This window comes from Nocardia aurea, assembly GCF_003123685.1.
In the GTDB taxonomy this organism is placed as follows: Bacteria; Actinomycetota; Actinomycetes; order Mycobacteriales; family Mycobacteriaceae; genus Nocardia; species Nocardia aurea.
On the sequence record NZ_QCYJ01000020.1, the window covers coordinates 470,784 to 487,829 of the forward strand.

Genomic DNA, 17,046 nt, shown 5'->3' on the forward strand with positions numbered 1-17,046 from the left:
GGGCGCATCGGTCCCGCGCAGCGCGTTTCCCGGCGCCCCGCCCCGCTCTACACTGAGCGGCGTGCGTTGTCGAAGACTGATCACCCTCTCCCTGTTCGCCCTGCTCGCCGTCTCGGGAGGGTCCGCGTGCACCGTCGAGGGGCCGGGAAGCAGCGCCGACTGTCATGTCAGCGGGTGCACCGTCACCTTCACCCGCGGTGTGGACGCCAAGGCCAGCGTGCTCGGCATCGACGCGGAACTCGTTGCGGTGAACGGTAATACGGTCACCTTGAAGATCGCGGGCCAGCAGGTGCTCGTCCCGGTCGGCGAGACACAGCCCGCGCAGGGGCTCGATGTCACCGTGCAGGAGGTCACCGACGAGAAGGTCGTGATCAAGTTGTCGACGGGTATCACGACCACCGGCTGATCAACGCGCGGGTGTGTCGTCTCCGCCCGCGTCGGCGCTCTTGTCGGACAGCGCTTCCCGCGCGGTGTGGTCGATGCGCGGATCGTCGGGCACGTCGTAACGACGGATGTAGAGACTGAGGAACGCCTGCACGGTGGCCGTCGCCGGAATCGCGAGCAACGCGCCGACCGCGCCCAACAGCGCGCCGCCGCCGAGTACCGCGAGCAGCGCGACCGCCGGGTTGACGTCCACCGTGCGGGCGGTCAGGCGCGGTTGCAGGATGTAGTCCTGGAACAGCTGGTAGACCACGACGAAGATCAAGATCCACACCGCGTCGATCGGGGATACGGTGAGCGCGACCAGCACCGGCAGGATTCCGGCGATATAGGTGCCGACGGTGGGGACGAACGAGGCGATCACCCCGAACCAGATGCCGAGCGCGACGGCGTCGGGAATACCGAGTATCGCCAGGAAGACCCCGTGCGCGATCGCCGAGATCGCGGCGAGCAGCGCGCGGCTGTACAGGTAGCCACCGGTCTTCTCGATGGCCAGATCCCATGCGCGCAGCACCGCGTCGTGACGACGTGGCGGCAGCAGCGAACAGATCGAGCGACGCATCCGGGGACCGTAGGCGGTCAGGTAGATGCTGAACAGCGCGATCATCAGGAACCGGACGAGTCCCCCGAGAATCGTATTGGACAGTCCCCAGGCGTTGTTCGCCGCGCGTTCGGCATAGGCGCTGATGACATCGGAATCCTTCAGCAGCCGCTCCCGCAATTGGGTCACGGTGAAATCCTGATCGAAGGTCCTGTTGATCCAATCGACCGATTCGTTGAGCAACCGCGGCGTCTCCCCGACCACATTGTCGACGGTCTCCACGAGCAGGATGCCCAACGCGGCGCTGAATCCCACCAGGCAGGCGAACAGCACCACGAAAACCAGTCCGGTCGCGAGACCGCGCGGCATGCCACGCGCCGCCAGAGCGTCCACGGCGGGTTCCATCGCCAGCGAGACGAAGAAGGCGACGAGCAGGACGACGAACAACCCCAGCAGCCGGTGCACGGCCCACGTACCGAGTTCGTAGACCCCGAGCAGTACGAAGGCCAGCACCATCGCCTTCGGCAACCAGGGCGGCATCCGACGCGCTCGATCCGCCGTCCGGGACGCGGACGGGCTCACGACGACGGATTCCTCGTCGGCAGGCGGATCGACCACGCAGCCCAGTGTCGTCCAGTGACCTGCGAATTCCCGGTTACGACTCGCACCGGAGCGCTATCGCGGGCCTACGCCCGCGGTCACCCCGCCACGTCGACGCCGTACCCGCGGGCCAGCGCCGCCAAGCCGTCGGTGTAGCCCTGTCCGAATGCGCGCAGTCGCCAGTTGTCACCTCGCACGTAGATCTCCGCGAGCAGCAGCGTGCGTTCCTCGGTGGCCGCGTCGAGGGTCGCCCGTGCCACCGTGCCGACGTCGGGACCGGGGGCGAACTCGATCTCGACCGCACCGATATCGCCGAAGGTGACCCCGGCACCGTCGAGCGCGGCGGCGAAAACAACCCGCACACAATGGTCGGGCAGGCGATCCAGCGACACGTCGACGGATTGTTCGCTCGGCCCATCAGCGTTGAGCCGGATGCCCACGGTCTCGGGTTGGTTGTAGAAGACGAAATCATCGTCGCCCGAAACCTTTTCGTCGCCGTCGAGCAGAAAAGCGACGACATCCACCTCCCAGTTCCGGCCCTGGACCCACGACGCGCGCACCGTCCAGGTGTCACCGTGCACGGCTGTCGGAAGATCCATCACATGTCCGGGGCCGAGTACCGTCGGCGGAGTCGGATCGGACACGGCGAACGGTCGCGGCGGTTCGACCGGCGTTGCGACACAGGGCTCTCCATCCTGTCCGCGCGATGGCGAGGATTCCGGCAGGGGTGGAGCCGAAGCGAGCGCGAGCAGTTCGGGGCCGTGCACAGGCAGACCGAGTTCGACAGCCTTCGCCAGCCGGTGGTCGGATTCCGCACCGGGCAAGGTCAGCACATCGGTGACCCGTGCGGACATATTCACCGCGGCCGAGCCGCCCAGCTCGCCGATGCGCGCGCGAATCGCCGCCGCCTGCGCATGAGATCCGCCCAGGACCAGGAAACGGCGTCCCGATAACGGCGGGTCCGCTCGATTCTCCCGGCCGCGCTGTGCGGCCGCGGCCGGATCGTCCGTGCGGCGACCGGGCCGGACCTTCTCCAGCAGCGTGCGGAACTGTCGTTCGGTCAGCACCGGCGTCGCGTACTCGACGGCTCGGCGCGCCTTGCCGGTCCCGGAACGTGGCGTGTTCGTGACGAGCGCGCTCGTCAGTTTGCTGACCGCACCGGTGACGTCGAGTCCCGCGGCTTCCGCCTCGGCGACGAGGATCTCGCGGTCGACGCTCGTCTCACCGGTGAACGCGATCTTCATGCCCTGCACCAGAGGTTCACCGGCACCCAGCCGACCCGGATAGGTGTAGAGGCAGGGCTGTTTCGGCCCGGTGCGCGATGACCCGCGGTTCCAGGTTTCCCGGTAGTTCTCCTTGGGCGGGCAGGCCAACATGGGTGGCGCGACACCCAATCGCGCGGCATCGGCCACCAGTGCGCGCAGCACACCCGCCAGCACGCGGGTGTCGTCGAGGGCGTCGTGCGCCCGGGTCTGCGCGATGCCGTAATAGGACGCGAGTGTCGCGAGTTTGCAGTCCGGGACGGGCAGACAGACTCGCCGTGCCAGCGCCAGAGTGCACAGCCGGCGACTCACCGGCAGTACATCACCCGTGAGGTCGAATTCCCTGGCGAGGAATCCGTAGTCGAACCGGGCATTGTGCGCGACCATCACCCGGCCGGTGAGCAGTTCCGAGAGTTCTTCACGCACTTCGGCGAACGCGGGCGCGCCGCGCAACACCTCGCGGGTGAGCCCGTGTATGTGCACCGGCCCCGGATCGCATCCGGGATCGAGCAGGGTGTGGAATTCGCGGGTCACCCGTCCCGCGGTGTCGAGGGTCAGCGCCGCGACCGAGAGGACGCGGTGCTGCGCGGCCCGCAATCCGCTGGTCTCCACATCGACCACGGTGAAAGACCCGAATCCCGCGTCGAGGGACACCTCACCAACATTCGCCATCGGCTGCATGAGCATCGCATCGCGCGGGCACCGGAAAATGTTGCACCGCACGGTGTGTCACTCGGCCGAAGGTCAATCCTGGATCGCGAGTGCCTGTCTGATCGTCAGCCTGCCCTGGGTCTGCATGAGTGAACGGCGGTAGATCTTCTCCGCGACGACGACGATGCCGTAGGCCGTGACGGCCATCAGGGTCAAGGCCACCAGCGGTTCCCACCACGCGGCGGTGCCGTCGGCGAGTCTGCTCGGCATGGCGACGATCGACACGACCGGGACGTAGGAGGCGATCACTCGGCCGGTGCCGGTGAGGAATATGCCCGCGAACAGCACGATCATGATCAGGATCGACAGCGGTGTCGCGGTGGAGTTGAGGTCCTCGCCGCGCGTCGCGAGTGATCCGGCGACGGCCCACATTCCGGCCAGCGCCAGGAATCCGACGACGAAGAAGACGATGAACCAGCCCGCGGCGCCGCCGATCCGGCCGACCTGGTCGGCGCGTCCGGTGGCGGCGAGGCCGACGAGTCCCGCGCCGACGAACAGCGTCAGTTGCGCGAACGCCATCGCGGTATTGCCCGCGACCTTGCCGATGAGCAACTGCCGCAGCGGAATCGCGCTGGCGAGGATCTCGACGATGCGATTCTGCTTCTCCTCGATGACGCTCTGCGCGATCGACATGCCGAACAGCACCGACGCCATGTAGAACAGCAGGGCGAAGACGAACGCCACGATGCGCGCCAGCGCCGGGTCGACCACGCTCTCGTCCAGCAGTTCGTAGGTCACTCCGCCGCCGCGGCCGAGTTGTTCGAGAGAGGTGCCGGAGGCCTCGGCATTGCGCTGCAACGCGATCTGCTGCGCGGCCGCGCCGAGATAGGTGGCGGCGTTGTCGTCCTCGGCGGATTTCCCGATGAGCCGCCAGCCCGAATCCGACGGCACCAGCCCGACGTCGACCTCCTCGTCGCGTACCTGTTGTTCTGCCTCGGCGATATCGGCGACCGGGCGGGCGGCGAAGTCGACGTTCTTGTCGGCGCGGTCGGCGAGCGTGTCGGCGGTGCGCAGCACCTGCTCGATGTCGGCGCCGACCACCGCGACCTCGATCGTGTCGGTACGTCCGGTCACCAGGGTGCTGATCACCAGCGAGGCGACGATCGCGGCGATCGTGACGAGCGTGGAGATCAGGAAATTCCGATCGCGCAGTTTCACCGCGATCTCACGCGCGGCGACGATCCGCCACACTCCGCGCGGGGCGCTCACGCTGTCACCTCGCGGTAGATATCGGAAACCGATTGGCGCACCTCCGCCAGTTCGCGCACCGAACCGCGGGCGAGCGCCGCGGTGAGCAGATCGTCGGTACTCGCGCCGGTCAGTTCGAGCAGCGCGGTCGCACCGTCGACCTCGAGTACCCGCACCCCGGCGAAATCCGCCAGCCAGCCCGCGTCACCGCCGAGCGCGAGCCGATACCGCGTCGTGCCACGCGCGCGCAGATCCGCTACCGAACCCCGCCCGACCACCCGACCGGAGGCGAGAATCACCAGCTGATCGCACAGCCGCTCGACCAGATCGAGCTGATGCGACGAGAACAGCACCGGAACTCCCAGCCGCGCATAATCTCTCAGCAGTTCGGCCATGGCGTCGACGGCGCCGGGATCGAGACCGGAGAAGGGTTCGTCCAGGATCAGCAGGCTCGGCTCGGCCATGACGGCGGCGGCGATCTGCACGCGTTGCTGATTGCCCAGCGACAGGGATTCGAGTTTGTCCCCGCCCCGGTCGCCGAGGTCGAAACGTCGCAGCAGCTCGTCGGCCCGTCGTCCGGCATCGTCGGCGCGGACGCCGCGCAACCGGGCCAGATACACCAGTTGGTCGCGGACGGGCTGTTTCGGATACAGACCGCGTTCCTCCGGCATGTAGCCGAACGAGCGACGATCGTCGACGGTCACCGGCCGTCCCTGCCAGCGCACCTCACCCCCGTGGGTGGCGAGTACGCCCATGATCATCCGCATGGTGGTCGTCTTGCCCGCTCCGTTGCCTCCGACGAATCCGGTGAGCGCTCCCCCCGGCACCTCGAACGACACGTCATCGACGGCCACCTGCTCGCCGAACCGGCGAACCAGGTTCGCGACTTCCAGCATCGAGTCCCCTATCCGCGTCGATACACTCCACCCTACCGAGCGTCGGCGTCGTCGCGGCCCCGCTGCCACGGGTCCCGCACCGGCGACGCGTCAAGAAAGTAAGGTAAAGTAAAGGTAATGTGGAGTTAAGCGTTAGGGCGTGGGGTGAACGTTGAAGTGACACCGCTGCCGGGAATCGGTGTGCGTAAAGACTTTTCATTGAAGGGCGTTCGTCGCCGGGTCGGGGTGGTCGACCACAAGGACGGCACCATGGATCTGATCTTCACCACCGAAGCGGATCCGGATACGACGGTGCAGATCCCGCTGTCGGGCAACGAGGCCAGGGTGCTCGCCAATCTGCTCGGCGCACCCCAGCTGGTCGCCCAGCTCCGCGAGGAACACCGGGATATCGAAGGCGTGAACACCAGGACCCTTCCGGTCCTACAGGGCTCGCCCTACGACGGCCGCACGCTCGGCGAGACCGAGATGCGGACCAGGACCAGCGTCTCCATCGTCGCGGTGATGCGCGCCGGTCAGGTACACCCCTCCCCCGGACCCGATTTCGTGTTCACCGCCGGTGATCTGCTGATCGCCGTCGGCACCGCGTCGGGTCTGGACGCCGCCGCCGAACTCCTCGCGGACGGCTGAGCCGCCGATGGTACTGGAAGGAACCACGCTGGCACTGATCCAGTTGGGCGCGGTCTTCTTCGGGTTGGGCGTTCTGGGCCGCGTCGCGGCGAAAATCGGGTTGTCGCCGATCCCGTTGTATCTGGTCGGCGGACTCGTCTTCGGCACCGGCGGGCTGATCGAACTGCACGAAGTCGACGAATTCATCCATATCGCCAGCGAAATCGGCGTCGTCCTACTTCTGTTACTCCTCGGCCTGGAATACACCGCGGCCGAATTGGTCACGGGGATGCGAAGATCGTGGCCGGCCGGCCTGCTCGATATCGCGTTGAACGCCACGCCGGGCGTCATCGTGGCCCTGATGCTCGGACTCGGATTCACCGGCGCGATCGCCCTCGCCGGAGTCACCTACATCTCCTCCTCCGGCATCGTCGCGAAGGTACTCAACGATCTCGGCAGGCTGGGCAACCGGGAAACCCCGGTCATCCTGTCCATCCTGGTCTTCGAGGACCTCGCGATGGCCGCGTATCTGCCCGCGCTCACGGCCGTGCTCGCCGGTGTCGGCTTCGTCGCGGGACTCACCACGCTCGGAATCGCGCTGGTCGCGGTGACCGTGGTGCTCGTGGTCGCGCTGCGGTACGGCAAATACGTCTCGGCCGTCGTCGCCAGCGACGACCGCGAGATCTTCCTGCTCAAACTGCTCGGCGCGGCGTTGCTCGTCGCGGGTCTGGCGTCGGCGGTGCAGGTGTCGGCGGCGGTCGGCGCGTTCCTCCTCGGTATCGCGATCTCCGATTCCACCGCGCACAACGCGACGAAGATCCTCGAACCGCTGCGCGACCTGTTCGCCGCGATGTTCTTCGTCCTGTTCGGGCTCAGTACCGATCCGGCCAGTATTCCGCCGGTGCTCGGCTGGGCGATCCTGCTCGCGGTCGTCACGACGGCGACCAAGATCGGCACCGGGTGGTGGGCCGCCAAACGCACGGGCGCGAGTCCACTGGGCCGTGCTCGCGCGGGCACGGCGCTGGTCGCGCGTGGCGAATTCTCCATCGTCATCGCTGGTCTCGCCGTCACCGCGGGCGCGCTGCCCGCCGAATTCGCCGCGCTGGCGACCACGTATGTGCTGCTCATGGCGATTCTCGGACCGATCGCGGCGAGGGTGGTCGAACCCATCACGCGGTGGCTGCTCGACCTGGCCGCCGCGCGACGCCGGACCGATCCCGTTCCGGACTGACCGAACATCGTGCCGCCCGGCCCGATGAATATCGTGGCCGGGCACCGTCTTCACCTGCGAACCCACCGGATACCGGTGGCACGCAGTGAGAGGCGGCAAGCATGGAGACGATCACCACCCCGGCCGGAATCGAGATCGCGTTCGATCGCTACCCCGGCGGCGACGCGGGAACGGTCATCATGATCGGTGGCGCGTTCAGCTTCCGGAAGTTCCCGAAGATGGAAGAGATCTCGCGCGCGCTCGCCGACGAACACGGGCTGACTGTCCTCAACTACGACCGTCGCGGCCGCGGTGACAGTACCGACTCGCCGGGTGTCCACGACGTCGACAACGAGATCGACGATATCGCCGCACTCGTCGACGCGGCCGGTGGCTCGGCATCGCTGTTCGGATGGTCGTCGGGGGCGGGCCTGGCGTTGCGCGCGGTGGCGTCGGGGCGGGTGCCCGGTATCACGCACGTGGTCGCCTTCGAGCCGCCGTTCGTGGTCGACCACGATAATTTCGTGCCGGGGGCCGAGGTCGGCGCGCGCTTGCGCGAACTGATCGCCGAGGGCCGTCGCGCCGAGGTCGTGCGCTACTTCATGACCCGGGCCATGGGGATGCCGCGCTGGGTCGTGGCGCTGATGCGGGTCACGCCGATGTGGAAGGATCTGCTCGCCACCTCGAGCGCGACCGCGCACGACTGGGCGATCATGGAGCCGTTCATGCGGGGTGAAGCGCTCGACGCCGCCGACTGGGCGGCAGTCACCGTGCCGACACTGGTCGTCTCGGGCGCGAAGAGCGACGCCCTGCTGCGCACCGCCGCCCGCGCGATCACCGCGGTGCTCCCGAATGCCACCCACCTGGAAATCGCCGGGCTGAGTCACAACCCGAAGGTGAAGCTCATCGCGCCGCACGCGGGTGCTTTCCTGACGGGGACGACCGCACACGGGGATTCGGTCGCCCCAGAACACGCCTGACCAACCACCACGAGGAGATATCGATGCGAAAGATCACCGCGGGCCTGTTCATTTCCCTCGACGGGATCATCGACAATCCGCAGGACTGGCACTTCCCGTACTTCAACGACGAGATGGGCGCGGCCGTCACCGCCCAACTCGCCACCGCCGACACCCTGCTGCTGGGTCGCGAGACCTACGAGAGTTTCGCCGGCGCGTGGCCGGAACGCGAAGCCGCCGGTGGCGCGGACGCCGGAATGGCGCGCGCCCTCGGTGACGCCCGCAAGATCGTGGTGTCGCACCGGGAATTGACCAGCGACTGGCGCAACTCCGAACTGCTGCGCGGAGACTTGGTCGAGGCCGTCACCGCGCTCAAAGCCGAACCCGGCGCGACGGATATCGCGATGAGCGGATCACCGTCGATCGTCCGGCAACTGCTGGCGGCGCGACTGCTCGACGAATTGCACCTGCTGGTGCATCCGCTTCTGGTTCGCAAGGGCGCGAAACTCTTCGACGACGGTGATCCGATCCCGTTGCGGCTGCTCTCCTCCCGGGCCTTCACCACGGGCGTACTGCATCTGGTCTACGGTCCCGGCGAATTGCTGAGCGCCGATTACGACGACGCCAAGGTCCACCTCGAGCAACAGGACCAGGACCGTTCCGGCGCCGCGGCGGCCAGCTCGTCGACCGTCCCCAACGGGTCGTCGTAGTAGGTGAACTCCCCCACCTCGATCAACGGCGAGGTGATCAGTGGCCGCAACAGGATGACGCGCGGCTGGTCCGGGATCGGATGCAGGACGGTCGGATCGGCGGATGACACCGGGCGGCTCCTCACTTCGCGTGCGACGACGGTCGGGTCATCATCGCCGATCGCGGCGGCACACCCGTCTCAGCCCGGCGCGATGGCCGTGATCAGCGTGCGGTTGGCGGAGGTGCGGGTGGTGATCAGCTGCGTGAAGGTGTTCGGCTCTTCGCCGGGAACCTGCTGGGTGAGGCGGACCCGCCACCGGGTCTGACCTTCGGTCCCCTCCGCGGGGGTGATCTCCACGCAGTACAGCGTGCCCATCGGCACCTGGTTGATACCGCGCTGGATCTGTTCGGCGAGGGGGACGAGGGAATTCTCCGCCACCACCGCGCGCGCGGCGAAACCGGAACGCTGGACGTAGTAGGCGCGTTCGAAGGCGAGGATCGCCGAGGGGCCGTCGGTGGTGCCGCCGGGATCGGTGCCGGAGACGATGCCGGGGGCGCGGCGCTGTTCGCATCCGGGGGTCGCGATGACAGCGGGTTCGCCCGGCGCCGGGCTGGTTCTGGCGGCGGCCGTCGAGGTCGGCTGCGCGCGAGGGGTTTCGGCCGCGGCGGGACGCTTCTTGTCCGAACCGTGCAGCGCGATCAGGACAACGGCGCCCAGCGCGACGACGATGCCGACACCGATCAACGCACCGAGCCATCGGCTGCCGCCGCTCTGCTCCTGCGCGGTGCGGCGTGGACGGCGCAGGGCGACACCGGGATTGCCCCCGGTTCGATCGACGATCGACGGAACGCGAATCTCCGGATCGTCCTCGGGCGGCGGTTCGACGTCCTCGCGGCGGGCGCGCGGCGGCGGCTCGACGACCGGTTCCGGCACGGGCCGGGTCCGCGCGACGGGTTCGAGCCATTGCTCCCAATCCCCCGAGCGCCCCGGGTGATCGGAGGGCGGACCGGGATCGGGCAGCGGCGGTTCCACCGGATAGTCGGGCGTCTCCGCGAGCGGTTCCGTGGCCGCCGGACCGGTGCGAACCGGCGGCCGACGCCGCTTCTTCGGCTGTTTCTTCACCGGCTGGCGCAGCATGGGCAAGCCGGTGTCGAACGGGTTGTCCGGACCGGAGCCCGGACTGCCGGAATCAGACGAAGTCATCGCCGAAATCGCCGATGACGGCGGCCGGGACCGTCACGGGTTCGAGATCGAGCCCGCCCGCCGGAACCGTCACACCGAGCTGGCCGTCCTTCGGTTTGTGTTCCTGGTCGTTGCCGCCGGATTGCGGCGGCATGGCGACACCACCGGTCGGCCCGTGCTGTGGCGTGGGTTCCGGAACGGACAGGCGGGGCGTCGCGCCTCCGTTGCTCTGCGGACTGTTCGCGCCGAAGGGCGCCTGCGACAACGGGGCAGGCCGCGGATCGTCGGCGCCGGAGGGATCGTCGCGGCCGGGCTGGACCAGGGTGCTGCGATTGTTCGGGGTGCCCGCCGGACCCGTTCCGCCGAAATCGAATTGGCCACCACCGGGTTTCGACCCGGTTCCGGTCCCGGTCCCCGTGCCGTTGCCGTCACCGGTGGTGCTGCCCGGATGGATCAGCTCGGGAATCGCCTTGTCGATGACCTTGTCCACCGAAGCCGCGACGGTATCCATCGCGTGGGTGCCGACCTCGACGATCTTGTCGATGAGATGGGTGCCGATATCCACGCCCGCGCTGATGCCCGCGGTCCCCAACTGCACGCCCGCCGAGATCAGCTGCTGCTGCAATTGCAGCTGCGCCGCGAGCACCGGATCCATCTGCTGCACGGGGACGTTCTGCGTGGTGCCGCCGGTGGCGCCGCCGGGGACGTATTGCAGCGTGCCCTGGGTCTGGGACCGGTTGTCGTAGGTGGTCTGGTTGCCGTCGAAACCCGCGGGCGCCGACACCGTGACCGGCCCGGTACTGCCGAGTTGCCCGGTGAGGCTGTCCATCTGCGAACGGGTGGACTGCACGGTCTCGATGGCATCGCGCAACGCCTGCGCACCGCGCTCGACCACCGCGTCGGTATCCGGCGATGCCGTGGCGACGCTGAGGATGCGGCGGGCGTCCCTGCGGAAATCGGCGATGATCTCGTCGACCTTCGCCGCCCCGCGCGAGGTGGTGGTCTGCGCGTCGGAGAGCACAGCGAGATAGGCCGGTCCGCGATCGGAGATCTCACCGAGTTCGGTCTGGGTCGTCCGCAGATTCGGGATCGCGGCGTCCGCGGCGTTGGAGGTCCACGTGGATTCCAGCGCGTGCAGACCTTCGCGATGCGGCGTCTCGGTATCGGCGGTCGTGTTCGACGCCGCGGACAGCGCGCTGGTGATGGCCTGGTTCGGGGTGCCGACACCGGTGCCGAGCGAGGCCCGCAGTTTCAGGATGGGCTCGACGAGCACGGCGACCAGCGGCGGATCGACGGTGGGATCGAGGGTTCTCAGCGAACTCGCGTCGCTGTCGGAACCGCGTTTGCGTAGCCGCTTCATGCCCATTCCTCTCCGGTCCTGGCCAACCCGCCCGCGATGTCGGCGTCCACGTCCTGCATATCGGCGCTGTAGGCGCGCAGCACCTGACCGTAGGTCGCGACCAGCTGGCCCGCCGTCGACAACGCCCGCGAATGTTCCGCGACGGCTTCGGTGAACCGCGCGGCGAATTCGGCGCCGACCAATCCGAGATCGGCGGCGAGTTGTTCCGGGCGCACGGCCTCGGCCGCCACGGCCGCCGCCGAGGCGAGCTGCTGCGACACCCTGTCCGCGGTAGTGGTGTAGGCGGCCACCGCCGCCGGGTCGAGATTCAGCGCGTCCACTGTTCCCCCTTCACCGAAACCGGCAATTCCGAAACCCCATATCCGAGTATCGACGACTCGGCGTCATCAACAGCGCAGTGTCGTCAATAGCTCGGCGTCGCGGCACGATTCGACACAGCGAGCGTACCCGTGAACGCCCCTCCCGTGCGCCCGATCCCCGCAGTCCGGGCAAGTTCCGGCCCGCTCGCGCGCCTTCGGGCCGCTCGGTTTCGCCCGACCCGCAGGGCGTGACGCCGATTGCCCGGCGCATGCCGGACAGGTACGCCGGTACCGAACCAGCCCTCGGAGTCCGGGGCGGGCCGACGGGTCCGGGTGGTGGCGACGGATTTGCCGAGGGTCGGGAACTCCTGCGCCGCAGCGTCGTCGGCGCCGACTTCCGGGCCGGAGTTCCGGCATTGTGGTGTGCGCCACGACCGTGACGATCAGATCGCGGATCTCGCTTCGAGATTCGCACGCCCCACCGCCGGAGGCACGGCATCGACACGGTGGGTGTCGAAATGATCTGCCACGGTGGTGAGTACGGCCGAACAACTCGCGTCGAGGACGAGGGTGGCGAGATCGTCGGCGCGGGTGTGCCCGCGATTCAGGATGACCACCGGTTTGGCCTGCTTGGCGGCGTGGCGGGCGAAGCGCAGGCCCGACATCACGGTGAGCGAGGAACCCGCGACGAGCAGCAGGTCGGCGGCGTCGACGAGGGCGAACGCGGCGGCGACCCGCTCGCGCGGGACGTTCTCGCCGAAATAGACGATGTCGGGTTTGAGCATGCCGCCGCAGCGTTCGCAGTCGACCATCCGGAAATCGGCGGTGTCGGCGACGATCGCGTCCGCGTCCGGAGCGACCTCGACACCGGTGACCGCCATCCGCTCCCCGAATCCGGGGTTCGCGGCATCGAGCCGGTCGGCCAGCGACATACGGGAGATGAGCGCCCGGCAGCCGAGGCAGCACACGCGGGCGTAGCTGCCGTGCAGGTCGAGCACCGTGCGGTGCCCGGCCTTGGTGTGCAGCAGGTCGACGTTCTGGGTGATCAGACCGGTGACCACACCTCGGCGTTCCAGCCGGGCCAGTGCTCGATGCCCCTGATTAGGTCGCGCGGCATCCATATGCCGCCAGCCGATGTGGTTGCGTGCCCAGTAGCGCTGCCGGAACACCGGGTCACCGACGAACTGCTGATACGTCATCGGTGTGCGCGGCGGCGAGTCCGGCCCGCGATAGTCGGGAATTCCGCTGTCGGTCGACACGCCCGCACCGGTCAGCACCGCGACCCGGCGGCCGTCGACCAGCGCGAGCAGCCGCGCGATCTCCGGTTCGGCGAATTCCGACATGGAATTCAGGGTACGACGACCCGACGAATCCGCCGCTCGCGCTCGGCGACGGACCTGCAGACCCGGGCAGCTGGATATCTCGGCGACGACCTCGTCCGATGCGGTCGGGGTCACCCACACCTCCCATCCTGCCTATGCAATGCACATACTGGGTCTCCACAATCGTGCAGATTGCTCAGTCATTCCGGTATAGGTTGTTCACCTGGCGCATTGTGGGCAAGATGGCCGTCACGAGTGATCAACCACGTGATGCGCCCGACCGGCGCCCGAGCGAATGGGTGGATCCACATGACCGACCTCACCGATCGCGCACCGATTCCCACCACCGACGACCTGGCCGACCGCTACCGCGTCGGCGCGAGCACGACCGTCCTCACCGGTGTCCAGGCGATCGCCAGGCAGTTGGTCGAACAGCACGTGCGCGATCTGCGTGCCGGGCGTCGCACCGGGACCTTCGTGTCCGGCTATCAGGGCAGCCCGCTCGGCGGTGTGGACACACTGCTGGCGGGCATGCCCGAGGTGCTCGCCGAACACGACATCGCCTTCACCCCCGGACTCAACGAGGAACTGGCCGCGACGTCGGTTTTCGGCAGCCAGGCCGTGCTGCCCGGCGATGTCGCGACACACGACGGCGTGATCGGCGTCTGGTACGGGAAGGGACCGGGGCTCGACCGCGCCACCGACGCGCTGCGCCACGCGAACATCTACGGCGCGAACCCGCACGGCGGCATGCTGCTGCTGGTCGGTGACGATCCCGCGGCGAAATCCTCGACGGTGCCGGTGGCCAGCGAACGCTCATTGGCCGCGATGCATATCCCGGTGCTGTTCCCGCGCAATGCCCGCGAGGTGATCACCATGGGATTGCACGGGGTCGCGCTGTCGCGGGCGAGCGGCTGTGCCGTCGCGCTGAAGATCGTGGCCGATGTCGCCGACGGCGCGTGGACCGTGGACGGGTCGGTGGGCGATATCGACATCGTCGTCCCCGACATCACTCGCGACGGACACCCGTTCACCTACCTCCAGCGTCCGATGGCGGCCCCCGCGGCCAGTGTCGCCGCGGAGGCCGATCTGCTCGGCCCGCGCTGGGAACTGGTGCGGGCCTACGGCGCGCGCAACGATCTGGACGTCATCGAGGTCGATCCGATCGACGCCACGGTCGGCATCGTCGCGGCGGGAACCACCTTCGACGCGGTCCGCCAGGCCCTGCTCGATCTCGGCGCCGACGACGCGGCACTGCGCCGCGCGGGCATCCGGTTGCTCCGTATCGGTATGCCCTATCCCCTCGGCCCGGAACGGGTCGGGGAATTCGCGGCCGGATTGAACTGTCTGATCGTGGTCGAGGAGAAGTCCGCCTTCCTCGAGTCCCAGATCCGCGACATCCTCTACGGCACCGCGGCACCGCCGCGCGTCATCGGAAAATACGACGGCGACCTGCCGCTGTTCCCCCTCGACGGCGAACTCACCGCGGCCCGGATCATCGCGCCGCTGCGCCGGGCGCTGGCCGGTCGGCTGGAGATGAAACGTCCACTGCCGCCGCCGCTCACCCTGTCGGTCCTGCCCGCCCAGCGCACCGCCTACTTCTGTAGCGGCTGCCCGCACAACCGGTCCACCGTGGTCCCGGACGGCTCGCTGGCCGGTGGCGGGATCGGCTGTCACACCCTGGTGACGATGTCGGGCCGCGCCGACAACCAGGTGCTCGGACTGACGCAGATGGGCGGCGAGGGCGCGCAGTGGATCGGACAGGCCCCGTTCACCGGTATCTCGCACCTGTTCCAGAACCTCGGCGACGGAACGTATTTCCACTCCGGACAACTCGCCGTGCAGGCGTGTGTCGCCGCCGGGGTGAACATCACCTTCAAATTGCTGCACAACGAGGTCGTCGCGATGACCGGCGCGCAGCACGCGCAGGGCGCGCTCACCGTCCCCGCGCTGACGCACCGGCTCGCCGTCGACGGCGTCCGCCGGATCGTCGTCTGCACCGACGACCCGTCCAGGTATCGCGCGCGCGATCTGGCGCCGGGAACGCTGCTGCGACATCGCGACCAGCTCGACGAGGTCCAGCGGACACTGCGCGAGATCCCGGGTGTCACGGTGCTGATCTACGACCAGCACTGTGCCGCCGACGCGCGCCGCGGCCGCAAGCGCGGCACCATGCCCGCCCGGCGGACCAGGGTCGTCATCAACGAGGCGGTGTGCGAGGGCTGCGGTGATTGCGGCGTCAAGAGCAACTGCCTGTCGGTCCAGCCGGTCGACACCGAATTCGGTCGCAAGACGCGCATCGACCAGACCTCGTGCAATACCGACTACAGCTGTATGGACGGTGATTGCCCGTCGTTCGTCACGGTGGAACTGCCCGAACCCGGGCGCGCGAAACAGCGGCGTCGCGACCGGCAGGATCCGCCGCCGCTGCCGGAGGTGGTGCGTGACGTACCCACCACCACCCAGAACGTCTTCCTCGCCGGGATCGGCGGCACCGGCATCGTCACCGTGAACCAGGTGCTCGCGACCGCGGCCCTGCGCGCCGGATACGAGGTGGCGACCCTCGACCAGACCGGGCTGAGTCAGAAGGCGGGACCGGTCGTCGCCCATCTGCGATTCGCGGCGGGACCGCTGGAACCGGCGAATCGGCTCACCCCCGGTTCGGCCGATTGCGTGCTCGCTTTCGACCTGCTTTCCGCCGCGGACCCCAGGAATCCGGTCTACGGGTCGGCGGCGACCACCGTGTCGGTCGCCTCCACCGGTCGCACGCCGACCGGGCCCATGATCTACGACACCGGCGTCGCCTACCCCGACACCGGTGAACTGCTCGCCCGGCTCGGCGCGGTCTCGCTGACGCTGCGTTCCTTCGACGCGCTCGCCGCCGCCGAGACGCTGTTCGGCGATACCGCCGCCGCCAATTTCCTGCTCGTCGGCGCGGCGTACCAGCTCGGTGGACTTCGGTTGCCCGCCACCGCGATCGAGGAGGCCATCGGCATCAACGGCGTCGCGGTGAGCACGAATATCGCCGCGTTCCGCTGGGGCCGCGTGGCGGTGGAACGGCCGGTGGAATTCGCGGCGGCGACGGCGGCTCGACCGTCGCGCCGCACCCAGATCGCCGTCCCCGCGCCGCTGCTCGACGGGTTCACCGCCACCGGGGAGACCCGCCGTCGGGCCGAGTTGCGCGCCGGAGAGCTGATCGGATTCCAGAATGTCCACCTCGCGCGGCGCTACCTGGGTGTCGTCGACCATGTCTGGCGGGCGCAGCGATCGGTCACCGAGCGCACCGAATTCAGCGAGGCGGTGGCGGCGGGTCTGTACCGGTTCAGCGCGTACAAGGACGAATACGAGGTGGCCCGCCGCCTCATCGATCCGGAATTCCGGGCCGAGGTCGGCGAACGTGTTCCCGACGGCGCGAAACTCACCTATCGCCTGCATCCGCCGATCCTGCGCGCGATGGGCAGGCGCACCAAGATCGGCATCGGACCGCGCGGCCACTTCGCCCTGCGGGCACTGGCCGTGGGGAAGCGGTTGCGCGGCACCCCCTTCGATCCGTTCGGCTACGCGCGCGTGCGCCGGGTGGAACGGGAACTGCTCGCGCACTACACCGCGATGGTGACCGCACTCGCCGACGAACTCACCCCGGCGAACTACGACCGCGCGGTACGGGCCGCGGCACTGGCCGAGACCGTCCGCGGCTACGAGGACGTCAAACTCGCCGCGGTCGCCCGGTACCGCGACGGTCTGCGCGACCTCGGGATCGCCCCGCCGCGGGTCTGAG

At 68.6% G+C, this 17,046-nt stretch carries 14 protein-coding genes and 1 pseudogene; 6 read left to right on the plus strand and 9 right to left on the minus strand.

The genetic code is table 11. The features are described from left to right. Nucleotides 1–61: 61 nt before the first annotated feature. Entirely contained in the window at nucleotides 62–406 is a 345-nt protein-coding gene (locus DAT37_RS07385; protein ID WP_109523904.1) for a hypothetical protein, read from the plus strand. Here DAT37_RS07385 and DAT37_RS07390 read toward each other — a convergent pair whose 3' ends face one another. The 4 genes from DAT37_RS07390 to DAT37_RS07405 form a co-directional block, all read right to left on the minus strand. Beyond that, nucleotides 407–1,600, minus strand: coding sequence for an AI-2E family transporter (locus tag DAT37_RS07390; protein WP_232839567.1), 1,194 nt, complete (start codon nucleotides 1,598–1,600; stop codon nucleotides 407–409). It abuts the gene before it with no gap. A gap of 80 nt (nucleotides 1,601–1,680) precedes the next feature. Next, nucleotides 1,681–3,516: an exonuclease domain-containing protein gene (locus tag DAT37_RS07395; protein ID WP_109524012.1), complete on the minus strand. Its 1,836-nt coding sequence runs from the start codon at nucleotides 3,514–3,516 to the stop codon at nucleotides 1,681–1,683. Nucleotides 3,517–3,588: 72 nt separating this feature from the next. Beyond that, complete coding sequence (locus DAT37_RS07400) at nucleotides 3,589–4,764, minus strand: ABC transporter permease (RefSeq protein ID WP_109523905.1); 1,176 nt, start codon at nucleotides 4,762–4,764, stop codon at nucleotides 3,589–3,591. After that, nucleotides 4,761–5,639: an ABC transporter ATP-binding protein gene (locus DAT37_RS07405; RefSeq protein WP_109523906.1), complete on the minus strand. Its 879-nt coding sequence runs from the start codon at nucleotides 5,637–5,639 to the stop codon at nucleotides 4,761–4,763. Before DAT37_RS07405 ends, DAT37_RS07400 begins: the two co-directional genes overlap by 4 nt. Nucleotides 5,640–5,783: 144 nt before the next feature. On the opposite strand from DAT37_RS07405, the gene DAT37_RS07410 reads away from it, so the two are divergent. The 4 genes from DAT37_RS07410 to DAT37_RS07425 all read left to right on the plus strand — a co-directional run bounded on the left by DAT37_RS07410 (nucleotide 5,784) and on the right by DAT37_RS07425 (nucleotide 9,124). After that, on the plus strand, nucleotides 5,784–6,266 hold the full coding sequence (locus DAT37_RS07410) for a cation:proton antiporter regulatory subunit (protein WP_109523907.1): 483 nt from the start codon (nucleotides 5,784–5,786) through the stop codon (nucleotides 6,264–6,266). 13 nt (nucleotides 6,267–6,279) lie between these two features. Continuing rightward, nucleotides 6,280–7,476 carry a cation:proton antiporter gene (locus DAT37_RS07415; protein ID WP_109524013.1) on the plus strand — a complete coding sequence of 399 codons (1,197 nt, stop codon included), beginning with the start codon at nucleotides 6,280–6,282 and terminating at the stop codon, nucleotides 7,474–7,476. 101 nt (nucleotides 7,477–7,577) lie between these two features. Next, nucleotides 7,578–8,435, plus strand: a complete 858-nt coding sequence (locus tag DAT37_RS07420) for an alpha/beta fold hydrolase (RefSeq protein ID WP_109523908.1) — start codon at nucleotides 7,578–7,580, stop codon at nucleotides 8,433–8,435. Nucleotides 8,436–8,458: 23 nt separating this feature from the next. Next, complete coding sequence (locus DAT37_RS07425; protein WP_109523909.1) at nucleotides 8,459–9,124, plus strand: dihydrofolate reductase family protein; 666 nt, start codon at nucleotides 8,459–8,461, stop codon at nucleotides 9,122–9,124. Here DAT37_RS07425 and DAT37_RS45310 read toward each other — a convergent pair. From DAT37_RS45310 to DAT37_RS07450, 5 genes and pseudogenes are all read right to left on the minus strand, one after another. After that, nucleotides 9,112–9,234: pseudogene (locus DAT37_RS45310) on the minus strand (antibiotic acetyltransferase); the annotation flags it as partial. The gene DAT37_RS07425 and the pseudogene DAT37_RS45310 sit on opposite strands and share 13 nt — an antisense overlap. Before the next feature lie 69 nt (nucleotides 9,235–9,303). Beyond that, nucleotides 9,304–10,308, minus strand: a complete 1,005-nt coding sequence (locus DAT37_RS07435) for a hypothetical protein (protein WP_109523910.1) — start codon at nucleotides 10,306–10,308, stop codon at nucleotides 9,304–9,306. Then, nucleotides 10,295–11,647: a hypothetical protein gene (locus DAT37_RS07440; RefSeq protein WP_232839568.1), complete on the minus strand. Its 1,353-nt coding sequence runs from the start codon at nucleotides 11,645–11,647 to the stop codon at nucleotides 10,295–10,297. The genes DAT37_RS07435 and DAT37_RS07440 overlap by 14 nt, the downstream gene beginning before the upstream one ends. Then, a complete protein-coding gene (locus DAT37_RS07445) occupies nucleotides 11,644–11,967 on the minus strand; it encodes a hypothetical protein (protein WP_109523911.1) in 324 nt (107 codons plus the stop codon). Before DAT37_RS07445 ends, DAT37_RS07440 begins: the two co-directional genes overlap by 4 nt. A 422-nt stretch (nucleotides 11,968–12,389) precedes the next feature. Beyond that, nucleotides 12,390–13,289, minus strand: coding sequence for an NAD-dependent protein deacetylase (locus tag DAT37_RS07450; protein ID WP_109523912.1), 900 nt, complete (start codon nucleotides 13,287–13,289; stop codon nucleotides 12,390–12,392). A 288-nt stretch (nucleotides 13,290–13,577) separates the two neighbouring features. On the opposite strand from DAT37_RS07450, the gene DAT37_RS07455 reads away from it, so the two are divergent. Then, the gene (locus DAT37_RS07455; protein ID WP_109523913.1) at nucleotides 13,578–17,045 is read left to right on the plus strand and encodes an indolepyruvate ferredoxin oxidoreductase family protein; all 3,468 of its coding nucleotides are present in this window, start codon (nucleotides 13,578–13,580) and stop codon (nucleotides 17,043–17,045) included. Nucleotide 17,046: the final 1 nt, after the last annotated feature.

What these genes read in the sequence shown, in the direction of transcription:
- DAT37_RS07435 (WP_109523910.1), bottom strand. Translation starts at nt 10,308, where the DNA reads ATGACTTCGTCTGATTCCGGCAGTCCGGGCTCCGGTCCGGACAACCCG.
- DAT37_RS07425 (WP_109523909.1), top strand. Translation starts at nt 8,459, where the DNA reads ATGCGAAAGATCACCGCGGGCCTGTTCATTTCCCTCGACGGGATCATC.
- DAT37_RS07420 (WP_109523908.1), top strand. Translation starts at nt 7,578, where the DNA reads ATGGAGACGATCACCACCCCGGCCGGAATCGAGATCGCGTTCGATCGC.
- DAT37_RS07450 (WP_109523912.1), bottom strand. Translation starts at nt 13,289, where the DNA reads ATGTCGGAATTCGCCGAACCGGAGATCGCGCGGCTGCTCGCGCTGGTC.
- DAT37_RS07440 (WP_232839568.1), bottom strand. Translation starts at nt 11,647, where the DNA reads ATGAAGCGGCTACGCAAACGCGGTTCCGACAGCGACGCGAGTTCGCTG.
- DAT37_RS07405 (WP_109523906.1), bottom strand. Translation starts at nt 5,639, where the DNA reads ATGCTGGAAGTCGCGAACCTGGTTCGCCGGTTCGGCGAGCAGGTGGCC.
- DAT37_RS07455 (WP_109523913.1), top strand. Translation starts at nt 13,578, where the DNA reads ATGACCGACCTCACCGATCGCGCACCGATTCCCACCACCGACGACCTG.
- DAT37_RS07395 (WP_109524012.1), bottom strand. Translation starts at nt 3,516, where the DNA reads ATGGCGAATGTTGGTGAGGTGTCCCTCGACGCGGGATTCGGGTCTTTC.